Origin of the sequence: Nocardia sp. NPDC050412, from assembly GCF_044458825.1 — a bacterium.
GTDB lineage: Bacteria > Actinomycetota > Actinomycetes > Mycobacteriales > Mycobacteriaceae > Nocardia.
In genome coordinates, this window is the sequence record NZ_JBITIJ010000004.1 from 149,075 (window position 1) to 161,840 (window position 12,766).

General features: G+C 65.0%; 11 protein-coding genes. 5 read left to right on the plus strand and 6 right to left on the minus strand.

Translation table 11 applies throughout. The features are described from left to right. Positions 1–347: 347 nt before the first annotated feature. Positions 348–1,865, minus strand: a complete 1,518-nt coding sequence (gene mqo / locus ACIBI6_RS12165) for a malate dehydrogenase (quinone) (protein WP_364341594.1) — start codon at positions 1,863–1,865, stop codon at positions 348–350. Positions 1,866–2,110: 245 nt separating this feature from the next. Between mqo and ACIBI6_RS12170 the strand changes: the two genes are divergently transcribed. Then, positions 2,111–3,214 carry an alpha/beta hydrolase gene (locus ACIBI6_RS12170; protein ID WP_364341596.1) on the plus strand — a complete coding sequence of 368 codons (1,104 nt, stop codon included), beginning with the start codon at positions 2,111–2,113 and terminating at the stop codon, positions 3,212–3,214. Here the strand turns inward: ACIBI6_RS12170 and ACIBI6_RS12175 are convergent. The 3 genes from ACIBI6_RS12175 to map all read right to left on the minus strand — a co-directional run bounded on the left by ACIBI6_RS12175 (position 3,194) and on the right by map (position 6,500). Next, positions 3,194–3,757, minus strand: coding sequence for an alpha/beta hydrolase (locus tag ACIBI6_RS12175; RefSeq protein ID WP_364341598.1), 564 nt, complete (start codon positions 3,755–3,757; stop codon positions 3,194–3,196). The two genes, ACIBI6_RS12170 and ACIBI6_RS12175, sit on opposite strands and share 21 nt — an antisense overlap. A gap of 93 nt (positions 3,758–3,850) precedes the next feature. Beyond that, positions 3,851–5,386, minus strand: a complete 1,536-nt coding sequence (locus tag ACIBI6_RS12180; protein WP_364341600.1) for a cobyric acid synthase — start codon at positions 5,384–5,386, stop codon at positions 3,851–3,853. Positions 5,387–5,636: 250 nt separating this feature from the next. After that, positions 5,637–6,500, minus strand: coding sequence for a type I methionyl aminopeptidase (gene map, locus ACIBI6_RS12185; RefSeq protein WP_396956079.1), 864 nt, complete (start codon positions 6,498–6,500; stop codon positions 5,637–5,639). Between the two features lie 143 nt (positions 6,501–6,643). Here map and ACIBI6_RS12190 point away from each other — a divergent pair, with 143 nt between their 5' ends. Continuing rightward, positions 6,644–7,654, plus strand: coding sequence for an LLM class flavin-dependent oxidoreductase (locus ACIBI6_RS12190; protein ID WP_364341604.1), 1,011 nt, complete (start codon positions 6,644–6,646; stop codon positions 7,652–7,654). A gap of 147 nt (positions 7,655–7,801) precedes the next feature. Further along, positions 7,802–8,398: a DUF4126 domain-containing protein gene (locus ACIBI6_RS12195; RefSeq protein ID WP_396956080.1), complete on the plus strand. Its 597-nt coding sequence runs from the start codon at positions 7,802–7,804 to the stop codon at positions 8,396–8,398. Here the strand turns inward: ACIBI6_RS12195 and ACIBI6_RS12200 are convergent. Continuing rightward, positions 8,395–9,030, minus strand: a complete 636-nt coding sequence (locus ACIBI6_RS12200; RefSeq protein WP_396956081.1) for a class I SAM-dependent methyltransferase — start codon at positions 9,028–9,030, stop codon at positions 8,395–8,397. The genes ACIBI6_RS12195 and ACIBI6_RS12200 overlap by 4 nt on opposite strands. A gap of 190 nt (positions 9,031–9,220) precedes the next feature. On the opposite strand from ACIBI6_RS12200, the gene ACIBI6_RS12205 reads away from it, so the two are divergent. After that, positions 9,221–10,426: a cytochrome P450 gene (locus ACIBI6_RS12205; protein WP_396956082.1), complete on the plus strand. Its 1,206-nt coding sequence runs from the start codon at positions 9,221–9,223 to the stop codon at positions 10,424–10,426. On the opposite strand, the gene ACIBI6_RS12210 is transcribed toward ACIBI6_RS12205, so the two are convergent. Then, entirely contained in the window at positions 10,377–11,369 is a 993-nt protein-coding gene (locus ACIBI6_RS12210) for an AraC family transcriptional regulator (RefSeq protein ID WP_396956083.1), read from the minus strand. The genes ACIBI6_RS12205 and ACIBI6_RS12210 overlap by 50 nt on opposite strands. 319 nt (positions 11,370–11,688) lie before the next feature. Between ACIBI6_RS12210 and ACIBI6_RS12215 the strand changes: the two genes are divergently transcribed. Next, the gene (locus tag ACIBI6_RS12215) at positions 11,689–12,573 is read left to right on the plus strand and encodes an EamA family transporter (RefSeq protein WP_396956084.1); all 885 of its coding nucleotides are present in this window, start codon (positions 11,689–11,691) and stop codon (positions 12,571–12,573) included. Positions 12,574–12,766: the final 193 nt, after the last annotated feature.

Genomic DNA, 12,766 nt, shown 5'->3' on the forward strand with positions numbered 1-12,766 from the left:
GGCCCTGCGTGGCTACGCAAGCTACCGCCTCCGGGCCCGTCGCTCACACCGCTGTGTCCAATTCGCGATGTCGCGGGGCCCTGCGTGGCTACGCAAGCTACCGCCTCCGGGCCCGTCGCTCACACCGCTGTGTCCAATTCGCGATGTCGCGGGGCCCTGCGTGGCTACGCAAGATACCGCCTCCGGACCCGTCGCTCACACCGCTGTGTCCAATTCGCGATGTCGCGGGGCCCTGCGTGGCTACGCAAGCTACCGCCTCCGGACCCGTCGCTCACACCGCTGTGTCCAATTCGCGATGTCGCGGGGCCCTGCGTGGCTACGCAAGCTACCGCCTCCGGGCCCGTCGCTCACATCGCTGTGTGCTTCGGCGTGTTGTCCGACACACCGTTCAGGTTCAGGGTTTTGGTCGACCAATCCCAGACTTCCTGGAACAGCGCCTGGTTTTCCGAGAGCTTCACGCCCAGCGAGGGCACCATTTCCTTCAGCTTGGGTGACCAGTCGGCGTACTCGCGCGGGAAGCAGCGCTGCAGCACGTCGATCATGGCGGTCACACAGGTCGACGCGCCGGGCGACGCGCCGAGCAGACCCGCGATGGTGCCGTCTTCGGCGGCGATAACCGCCGTGCCGAACTCGAGCACGCCGCCCGCACCCTTGCGCCGAATGACCTGCACGCGCTGTCCTGCGGTGATCAGCTCCCAGTCGTGACCGTCCGCGCGCGGAATGAACTCCTCCAGCGTGGCCACCTTGCCCGCCTCGGACTTGAGCAGCTCGCTGATCAGGTACTTGGTCAGGCCGAGTTCGGTGACGCCGACGCCGAGCAGCGAGAAGATGTTGTTCGGCTTGACCGACTTGAACAAATCGGTGTTTTTACCGTCCTTGAGGAACTTCGGCGTCCAGCCGGCGTACGGGCCGAACAGCAGGCCGGGACGGCCCTTGATGATGCGAGTGTCCAAGTGCGGCACCGACATCGGCGGCGCGCCGACGGCGGCCTTGCCGTAGACCTTGGCCTCGTGCTTGTAGATCAGGTCCGGGTTGGTGCAGCGGATGAACTGACCACTGATCGGGAAGCCGCCGAAACCCCTGGCCTCCTTGATGCCCGCCTTCTGCAGCAGCGGCAGCGCACCGCCGCCGGCGCCGACGAAGACGAATTTACTGATGAGCGTGCGGGTTTGGCGGGTGCGCAGGTTGCGCACCTTGACCAGCCAGGAACCGTCGGACTGCTTGGTGAGGTTGCGCACCTCGTGACCGAAGGCCAGATCGACACCGGAGCGGCCGAGGTAGGCCAGCAGTTCGCTGGTGAGCGAACCGAAGTCGATATCGGTGCCCTCATCGGTCCAGTTGAGCGCGATCGGATCGGAGAAGTCGCGGCCCCTGGCCATCAGCGGCAGCCGCTTGGCGAATTCGTCGGGGCTGTCGATGTATTCCATCGTCGAGAACAGCGGATGCCGCGACAGCGCCTCGTACCGCTTGCGTAGGTAGTCGACGTTGTCCGCGCCGTGCACGAAGCTGACGTGCGGGATGGGGTTGATGAAGGCGGAGGGATCGCCGAGGATGCCGTTCTCCACGCCGTAGGACCAGAACTGGCGCGAGACCTGGAAGCGCTCGTTGATGTCGATGGCCTTGCTGATATCGACCGAGCCGTCCGGATTCTGCGGGCTGTAGTTCAGCTCGCATAGTGCCGAGTGTCCGGTGCCCGCGTTGTTCCACGGATCGCTGCTCTCGGCGGCGGCCGCGTCCAGCCGCTCGAACAGGGAGATCGACCATTCCGGCTGCAACTGCCGAAGCAGTGCGCCGAGAGTGGCACTCATGATGCCGGCACCGATGAGTACTACATCGGTCTTTTCAGTGATGGCAGCGTTCGGCACGGGTAGATCGACTTCCTTGTCCTTCTGCGCACGCCCACCCCCACGGTGGGCCTGCTGGGCACGGGCGCTATGTGGTTGTTGCGAGTCCTGCGTGACTCGGCGGGGTGTAGGTTACCCGCCGTTCACCTAGCCCAATTGTGCACCTCACCTGTTCGAAGTCCGGCAACGAACCCAACGAATGTGACATACATTCCTTCCGGGCTTCGATCTTCGAAACGGCGCTGACGTCGCCTACATTGATCGTTGTGACGAACGAAGTCTCGCTCAGCGTGTCCGATATCACGGCCCCGGCCACCGAGCGCTGGCAGCCCGATGTCCTCGGCGCGGGCTATGAGCAGCGCACTCTGCCGCTCGGTCCGGACCCCGATGGTGAGGGCGAGGCCGTGGCAACCCTCGTTCGCTATACCCCCGACACCGATGCCGCCGCTAGCGATCGCTTGCGGGTCACTCGAAACGACACAGCCACCGAGCCCGCGGTGCTCTACGTGCACGGTTTCACCGACTACTTCTTCCAGCAGCATCTTGCCGAACACTTCGCCGGGCGCGGGCATCGCTTCTACGCGCTGGATCTACGCAAGTGCGGTCGCTCGCTGCGGGAGGGCCAGACGCCGCACTACGTCACCGATCTGGCGCTCTACGACGCCGAACTGAACGAGTCGCTACGCATCGTCCAGGAGGAGGCGGGCGACAACGTGCTGCTGGTCGCGCATTCGACCGGCGGACTCGTCGCGGCGCTCTGGCTGGACCGGCTCAACAAGACGAATGGCACGGCCAAATCGGGCATCGTCGGGCTGGTGCTCAACAGCCCGTGGTTCGACCTGCAGGGTCCCTCGTACTACCGGACCATCGGCACCCCGGTGATCAGGTTGCTCGGCCGGTTCCGGTCGATGTTCGAACTACCCGGCGCCAAGATCAGCTCCTATGGTGACAGCCTGCACCACAGCGTCGCGGGCGAGTGGCATTACAACCTGGATTGGAAACCGCTCGCGGGCTTCCCGGTCCGGTTGGGCTGGTTGCGCGCGATTCGCAACGGGCACGCGCAACTGCAGGCGGGTCTGTCGGTCGGCGTGCCCGCGTTGATTCTGCGTTCGCGCATCACGAAATTCGCGCGCAAATACGGTCCGGCCGTCGATGTGGCGGATGCGGTGCTCGATGTGCGCCAGATTCAGCGCTGGTCGGGCTGCCTGGGCGATCGGACCAATATCGTCCCGATCGACGGCGCGCGCCACGATGTCTTCCTGTCCTCGGCCGAACCGCTGACCAAGGCCTTCGCCGAACTAGACAGCTGGCTGGACTGGTTGACGGTTTTTCGCAAGAAGACCGCGGGTTCACCAGAGGCTGGTGCGTAACACGATCTCGGTGGCCAATTCGTGGTCGGCCTCGGTCGCCACATTGTCGACATCGATCTCCACCACCCGGAATTCGCCGTAGACGTAGCGACCGGAGGCATCGGCGACCGAACGCGGCAGATTCTTGGTGACCAGCACGGTGGCGGCGACCTCCACCGGTCGACATGTCGGGTCCGCCACGGTGCCGTCGGCGGCGGGTATCGCGGGATGGCCGCGGTCGGCGACGACAAGGCTGATGAACCGGCCGAATCCACCCGCGCAGACCTGCCAGCCCAACTGCGCGCCCGCGCCGCGTCCGGCGACATTCACCCAGGGGATGCCGAGTTCGTCGAGGATGGCGTGCACGCCCGCCGGATCCAGGTCCGCCACCGATTCCACCGCGATGGTGCGCAGGTCCGAGGTGTGCAGGCGCGCACACACCTGGTCGTAGACGTCGACCGGATCACCGGCATCGGGCAACAGCAGCACGCTGTGCCGAGACTCCGGGCCGTCGACCCGTACGGTCCATGCCCGGTCACCGACCGTGATCCGCCGAGATTTCATGCCGGAGTACGCTACACGCCCGAACTGAACGGGACCGCGTGTCAGTTACCCGCGAGTCAGGAACATAAACATTTCGGTTATTGTCCGCGCAGGTCAGAGGGGACTGCTGCCGACTGCCAGGCCGGAGACGATGGTCGGCGGATCGGCAGGTCCGCCGTCGGTGAGCAGGCGTTCGATGTGGGCGATATCGAGGTGCTGTTCGATCAGGTCGGCGAGCAGGTCGAGTTGGGACGAGCGGATCGCGGCTACCGAAATGTTGTCGGCGACGACGAAACCGTGCCGCCCGGCGTGGGCGGCGACTATGCGGAGCCAGGAGCGACGGAACTCATCCGATTCCAGTAGGCCATGCAGGTGGGTGCCCCAGATCGCCCCGCGCACTGTGCCCTCGGGTGTACTGTCCACCTCCAGCCAGGCCGGATCACCGCTGCGCTCAACACGACCGTGGTGAATCTCGTAGCCGTGCACGGGAATTCCGTTACCCCGTCCGGCACTTCGCTGCAGCACCTTCGGATCGGCGAATTCGATCTCCAGATCGAGCAGACCCAACCCCGCGACCGTCCCCGCATTCGATTCGACCCGATCGACGATGCGACTGCCGAGCATCTGATATCCACCGCAGATGCCGAGAACCGGCCGACCCGCTACGGCCCTAGCCCTTAGCGCATCGGCAATTCCGGTGCGCCGCAACCACTCCAGATCCGAAACGGTCGCCTTGCTGCCCGGCAGCACCACCAGATCCGCATCGGCAAGCCGGGACGGGTCGCTGACCCAGCGCACCGCGACACCGGGCTCACACGCCAGCGCTTCGACATCGGTGGAATTGGAGATGCGCGGCAGACGGATGGCGGCGACCGTGAGCCATTCGGTGCCGCGCGGCGGGCCGGAGCGGCCGACCGGTGCGTCGGCGATGGTGCCGAGGGAGTCTTCCGCGTCGATCCACAGTTCGTCCGCGTACGGGATGACGCCGAGGGTCGGGCGCCCGGTCAGCTCGGTGAGCCGATCGAGTCCGGGACGCAGCAACTCGACATCACCGCGGAACTTGTTGACGATGAATCCGGAAATCAGTTGCTGGTCTTCGGGTTCCAGTACCGCAACGGTGCCGAATAGGTGCGCGAGCACGCCGCCGCGGTCGATATCGCCGACCACGAGGACCGGTAGTCGCGCCGCCTGGGCCAGACCCATATTCGCCAGATCGGTGGCGCGCAGGTTGATTTCGGCGGGCGAACCCGCGCCCTCGCAGATCACCACATCGAATTCGGTGCGCAGCGAATCCAGTTCGGCGGTAACGACTTCGCGCAGATCCTGGCGGTGCTGGAAATAGTCGCGCGCGCCGACGGTGCCGATTGCCTTGCCGCGCACCACGAGTTGGGAGCGTCGGTCGCTGCCGGGTTTGAGCAGGACCGGGTTGAACCGCACGCTCGGCTCCAGCCCACACGCTGCCGCCTGCAGCGCCTGCGCCCGACCGATCTCGCCGCCGTCGAGGGTGACCACCGAGTTGTTCGACATGTTCTGCGCCTTGAACGGCGCGACTCGAACGCCGCGCCGGGCGAGCATGCGGCAAAGTCCGGCCACTACAACGCTTTTCCCCGCGTCGGAGGTTGTTCCGGCGATCAGCAGCGCGCCTTTCAATGCGCTGGCTCCGTCAGCGGTGCGTACGCCACATCCCCGGCATCGCACCGCGCACGAGCCGACCCCGGGCACGCGCGCGCATGACGGGCTCGCATCACGGCAGGGTCAGGATCTCGGCGCCCGCCTCGATCACGACCCAACAGCGCGAGCACAGAACTGCGCGGTCCACACGTCACGGCAGGGTCAGGATCTCGGCGCCCGCCTCGATCACGACCCAACAGCGCGAGCACAGAACTGCGCGGTCCACGCGTCATGGCAAGGTGAGAATTTCGGCGCCCGTGTCGGTCACGACCAGCGTGTGTTCGAATTGCGCTGTCCACTTGCGATCCTTGGTGACCACGGTCCAGCCGTCGTCCCAGATCTCGTAGTCGATACCGCCGAGGTTGATCATCGGCTCGATGGTGAAGGTCATGCCGGGCTCGATCACCGATTCGATGGCGGGCTGGTCGTAGTGCAGGATGACCAGGCCGCTGTGGAAGGTGGGGCCGACACCGTGCCCGGTGAAATCGCGCACCACGCCGTAGCCGAACCGGTTGGCGTAGGACTCGATGACGCGCCCGATCACATTGAGTGCCCGGCCCGGCCGAACCGCCTTGATCGCCCGCATCGTCGCCTCATGCGTGCGCTCGACCAGCAGTCGCACCTCCTCGTCGACATCACCGGCCAGGAAGGTCTTGTTGGTGTCGCCGTGCACGCCGTCGATGTAGGCGGTCACATCGATGTTGACGATGTCGCCGTCCTGGATCACCGTCGAGTCCGGAATGCCGTGGCAGATCACCTCGTTCAGCGAGGTGCAGCACGACTTCGGAAAACCCTTGTAGCCCAATGTCGATGGGTATGCGCCGTGGTCGCACATGTACTCGTGCGCGATCCGGTCCAGCTCATCGGTGGTGACCCCGGGCGCGACCGCCTTGCCCGCCTCTTCGAGCGCCTGTGCGGCGATCTTGCCCGCGATCCGCATCTTCTCGATGGTCTCGGCCGTCTGCACCCAGGGTTCGCTGCCCTCGTTCACGGTCTTCTTCCACGCATACTCCGGACGCTCGATCGAGCGCGGAACCTCACGGGTGGGCGAGAGCGTGCCGGGAACAAGCGGCTGGCGGGAACGCACTGACATGGACCAAGAGTATCCGCACCGGTCAGCGCGCATTGTCCTTGCCCGCGCCACGAACCCGCGGTCCATAGATGGAATAGTTGCGGACCATGGTCCGTTTAGGCTAGTGGTTGACGTAGAAACTACACACGAACAGGACTCGAGCTGTGGAACTGGGACTCACGACTTTCGCGGAGCTATACCCGGTCGGCGACCGACCTGCGCCCACCGCGGCCGAACGGCTGCGCGAGGTCGTCGACGAGGCGGTCGCCACCGAGCGCGCCGGACTCGATGTCTATGGCGTCGGCGAACATCACCGCAAGGATTTCGCGGCATCCGCTCCCGCGGTGGTGCTGGCCGCAATCGCGGCACGGACCGAGCACATTCAGCTGACCAGCGCGGTGAGCGTGTTGAGCTCCGATGATCCGGTACGGGTGTACCAGGATTTCGCTACGCTGGACGGACTCTCGAACGGTCGCGCCGAGCTGATGGCCGGACGTGGTTCGTTCACCGAGAGCTTTCCGTTGTTCGGTTACGACCTGAGCGACTACGACGAGCTGTTCGAGGAGAAGCTGGCGCTACTGCTTCACATTCGCGCGGACGAACCGGTGACCTGGAACGGCAAATTCCGTGCCCCGCTGCGCGATGCGGTGATCTACCCACGCACCGACAACCGGCCGCTGCCGGTCTGGATCGCGGTGGGCGGCAGCCCGGAATCCGTGGTCCGCGCCGGACTGCTCGGCTTACCGCTGGCGATCGCGATCATCGGGGGTCAGCCCGCTCGCTTCAAGCCGCTGGTGGACCTATACCACCGCGCACTCGAAGAGGGCGGCCACGAGAAGCAGCCGGTGGCAGTGCACGCGCACGGCTATATCGCCGATACCGACGAACAGGCCGTCGCCGACTTCTACGAGCCGTATGCCGGGGCGATGAGCACCATTGGGCGCGAACGCGGTTGGGGCCCGATGACCCGCGCGCAGTTCGATGCCCTGCGCTCCCAGAGCGGTTCGCTCTTCGTCGGCACGCCGGACTATGTCGCCGAAAAGATCACCGATATCCGTGACACCCTCGGCCTGGACCGCTTCATGCTGCACACCAGCGTCGGTACGCTGCCGCATGAAAAGGTGCTGCACAATATCGAATTGCTCGGCGCGAAGGTCGCACCCCAGCTGCGCTGAAGAACCCTCACGAGGTCAGAACGTTCTGCCGGTGCCGGGGTTGCGGTGTCGGCAGCACGGTGAGGACTCCCAAATCCGGTCGCGCAGGCGTTGTAAAACCTTGCCGGTCACGGTTTTCGGCTGCGCGGAAAGCCATACGATGGCCCCATGTCAGCACTGCCCCTGATCTTCACCGCAGGCTGGGCGAGCGGGGTCAATGCCTATGCGGTGGTCCTGCTGCTCGGGCTATTCGGCGTGACCGGTCTATCCGATGACGTGCCCGAGGCGCTGCAGCGCACCGATGTGCTGATCGCCGCCGGTGTGTTGTTCCTCATCGAGGCCGTCGCGGACAAGGTCCCCTATCTCGACAGCTTCTGGGATGCGGTGCACACCATCGTGCGCCCCGCATCGGGTGCGGTCGTCGCCGCACTACTCGCGGGCCAGGACGGATCGCTGCCCCAACTGGCAGCCGGAGCGGTCGGCGGAACCACTGCCCTGGCAAGTCATCTCGTGAAGGCCGGGACACGGATGGCGATCAACACCTCGCCAGAGCCCGCGAGCAATATCGTGATGAGTCTCGTCGAGGACCTGACCGTCGGCGGCATTGTCACCATCGCGATCTTCCACCCGGTCGTGGCGGCCATCTGCGCGGGCACACTGCTGGTGATCGGTGTGATCCTGGTGTATCTACTGGCGAGCCGGATCCGCCGCTACCGAATTCGCCGCAGACAGCGCCGCGAGGCCAAGCGCGCCGCGGCCGTCTAGGCCGGTTTGCGCCACACCAGCGAGTAGCGCCAAAAGACCAGCCGCCGCACCCGCGCACCGGGCAGAATCGACGCGACCCGCGCCCGCACCTGCCGCGTCGTCAGCGGCGGATCGAGCACAACCGGCATGACATCGTGCGTTGCCTCGACCGCATACCAACTCCCCCGCCCACGCGCCCGAAGAATCCGAAACACGATCCCGAACAACCGATGCCCGATCACGGCCGCCAACTCGACGGGCAATTCCCGAAGGAGATCGGGCCGGGGCAATGCCACAGCGGCGATCACCCCACCCGGCCGAACTGCCCGCGCCAACACCGGCAGCACCTCATCGAGCGGCATATGGTGCAACGTGCTGATCGATACGATCGCGTCATAGGAACCCTCGGCGAGCGGCGCTGTCAGCACATCCCCGAGGATGCAGCCGACATTGTCCGGCGTCGCCTGCTTCGCGGCATCGATCATCATCGGTGACCGGTCGATCGCATCGACATGCTCGGCCCGCCGCGCAAGTTCTCCCGCGAATGCCCCGGCCCCACAACCAACGTCCAACACCCGAGTACACGGGGCGGGCAGCTGCCGCATGAGAAAACCTTGGTAGTAAGCGTTATGGCTCCAATTGAGCTTGCTCATCGAAAACACTTTGCCACGCGTGTGCCGAAACTTCAGCCGCGTCCGAGTTTATGTTCCGATCGCGGCGGAATTCCGTTGCGGGGCAGAGGATATTGATCGGCCCCCTGCTGCGCGGCGGGTGATCGACACTGAGCTGGCACGAACTCGGATGGTCCGGGTGCCATTCTTCGATCACACCATTGGAGACAGTATGACCGAGTCGGTCATCCAGCTGCCCACCGCTGGAGAAACGGTTCTCGAAACCTATGAGCGAATCGCTCGACGCGGGCCACTGGTTCCGATCGAGCTGACCGGCGGCGTCGCGGCTTGGAGCGCGGTGAGCTATCGGGCGGTGAGCGAGGTGCTCGCGGGCGACGGCACAATCTTCAGCAAGAACGCCCAGAAGTGTCCGGCGCTGCACGATGGCACCATTCCAGCGGATTGGCCGATGCGCGCGTTGACCGATATCGACCATATGCTGAACAAGGACGGCGAGGACCATCGGCGGTTACGCAAGACGATCAGCGCCGCATTCACACCCGCTCGGGTGGCCGGGCTCGAGCCCCGGATTCATCAGATCGCCAACGAAATGATCGATGACTTCGCCGACGAACAGGGCGAATTCGACCTCGTCCAGCGATTCACTACCCCGTTTCCCGTGCGGGTGATCTGTGAACTGTTCGGTGTGGAGAAGGCGGACCGCGCCCGAATCCGGGACTGGTCCACCACGATCGTGTCGCACACCAGCACCATTGAGCAGATGCAGACGGCGATGGGGGAGATGATCGCGTTCTTCACCGAGCTCATCGAGGGCAAACGACGCGAGCCGGGCGACGACCTCACCTCCGCCTTGATTGCGGCCAATACCGACAATCTGACCACCGACGAGCTGGTCAATATGCTGTGGCTGGTGATCGTGGCCGGACACGAGACAACCGTGCACCTGCTGGCCAACGCGATCATCGCCCTCAGTGAGAACCCCAGGCAACTGGACAAGGCCCTCACCCAGGACCGCTGGCCGGATGTGGTCGAGGAGGCATTGCGTTACCGGTCGCCGGTGTACAGCGCGAATCTCCGTTATGCCCAGCAGGATGTCACCATCGCGGGCGTCGACCTGCCGAAGGGGGCGATCGTCATCTGGTACGGCGGTGTCGGACGGGACCCGCAGCACTACCCGAATGCCGATGTCTTCGACATCGATCATGATCACCGCGGTCAGCTGGCCTTCGGGCGCGGGCCGCACATCTGCCTCGGCGCTCCGCTGGCCCGGCTGGAAGCACGTATCGCGCTGTCCACGCTTTTCAACCGCTTCCCGCTGTTACATCTGACGCAGGACTCGGCGTCGCTTCCGGTCAGCCCGCAAATCCTCACCGCGGGCCCGCTGACTCTGCCGGTGCGGTTGTATCCATCCGAATGACCGCCGGTGTCGGCTGGTCGATGGTCTCGGCCAGCCGGCGTTTGCGGAATTCCCTCGGGGTTTCGCCGTAGCGCGTCTTGAACGCGGCGGAGAACCACGTCACGGTGAATCCGCTGCGCTCGGCGATCTCGCCGATTGTCAGTGTGGTGCCCGGGTTTTCGAGCATGGCGCGCGCCGCACGCAATGATTCATCCTGGCGCACTTCACGATACGTGGTTCCGGCGTGCTCGAGCGCGATGCGTAACTGCCGTGGCGACCAGCTCAACGCCCGCGCCACCGCGGCCAGCCGCAGATCGGCGACCCCGATATTGTCGCGCACATACCGGCGCACCGCCTCAGCCGTCTCGGCCAGATGTGCCCGTTGCGGACTGCTATCGCCGACGGCCATCATGCACAGCAGCTCGGTGGTCCGGTCGCAGACCGCATTGAATTGCCGGCCGGTGAGCCGGGATCGCTCGGCATGGGTTTCGCGGATCATGGTGCGGGCGATGCGCCCGAGTCCGGATTCGAGGTCGAATACCGGTCGGCGCGTACCCAACGGTGCTATCGCGTGGTCGACGTCGGTGCGCGGGATCTGGAAGCCGAATGCCACCGAGCTGGGTACCCATAATCGCAGCCTCTGGTCCAAGCCCGTAAGAACAGCCTGTCCCGGTGCGACACAAGTGATTTCGTGATCATCGGCGACAGTGAACGAGCCGCGCTCCGGGATCACCAGCCAGTAGAAGTTCTCGGCGGGCATCCGGCGGATGTGTGACGGCGTGCGGAAGGCCTGTCGGTCGCCCGGCTGATCCCAGCGCAGCAGGTTGTAGCTCGTCGTGTGCTGCGTGATCAGCGTGACCTGCCACTGGCTCCGATCTCGGTACCGGTGGTCCATCGGAACGATGCTGTTGGCCACAGCGGTCCATTCATCGACACCGGTCACGTACAGTTCGTCGTATCTCATGTCGACACACTCCGATCGCCTCGACGAATAACGATATCCGCCCTGCTCACGGTGAACAATCGGGTGGATTCGCCGACCGAATATCCTGCCCTACAGCCGAACTCGCGTATCGACAATCTTCCCGATAACACAAGTTTCCTGCCCCGAAACATAAAATGGGTGGGCGGGCCGACCGCACTGCCGAGCGACTGCCTTCTACTCGGACTCCGACCGGGCACGTAAGCTCTCTGCCCCACAACGGAATTGCGCGCGCTCGCCGATCGTCGAGTTCGGGCGACTGCCCGGCCACGTTGACACAGGTCCGGCTCGCGGGTTACGCATGAGTCATGCACAACGACCGGCGAATCTGATCGTGGGCACGCTACTGGCCTTGGTTTCCGCATTGAGCTATGGGCTGTCGGATTTCGTGGGCGGAGTCGCGTCACGGCGCATCGGATTCGGGCGTGTTGCCCTGTTGGGCCAGCTCGGCGGGTTCGTCGCCACTGCCCTCGTCGGTCCGTTCGTCTCCCACACAGCGCCTCAGCCGATGGATCTCGGATGGGGAGCACTATCCGGTGTCGGGACCGGTATCGCGATGACCTTCCTGTTCCGCGGAATCAGCCGCGGGGCAATGTCGGTGGTGGTACCGGTCAGCGCCGTCGGTGGTGTCGCGCTGCCGGTTCTGATCGGAACCGCCCTGCTCGGTGAACATCCGGCACCATTGGCGTGGGTCGGGATCGTGCTCGCACTGCCCGCGCTCTGGCTCGTCGCGGGCGGCACCACCGGCAGCGGTCTGATTGTCGGTGCCGCCATCGGTGACGGACTGATCGCCGGTCTCGGCATCGCCGTGCAGTATCTGGCGCTGGCACAAGCCGCGCCCGCGGCCGGAATCTGGCCGGTGACGGCGGGCCGGGCCGCGGCCGTCCTCCTCGTCGCCCTGCTCGCATGGCAACTCGCATCCGAATCCGGGGATACCGCACCGGCCCAACGACATCGAAACGACCTCTTAGCCGCATGTTCCGGCATCCTCGCCGCCGTAGCGCTGGTGTCCTACCTACTCGCGACCCGGACTCAGTACCTGGCCGTCGCAGTTGTGCTGTCTTCGCTCTATCCGGTAGTCCCGGTAATTCTGGGCGTGTCCGCCCTGAAGGAGCGACTGCGCCGAGGCCAGGTCATCGGGCTGGCCGCGGCATTGATCGCCAGCACGATCATCGCCACTTCCTGATACGTCTCAATACGGGATGCTGCTCACAGCAGCTGGGACAGCATGATGAACCCGACGGTGATCGCAAGGACAGATGCGAGCCACGATAGCCGCATACCGAGCGTTCGGCCGGTACCGATGTGCTCGGCCCGCTGTCTTCACAGGGCAATCTGAAAAGGGTTCCGTTCCAGGGGCGCTCGACATATATTCGAAT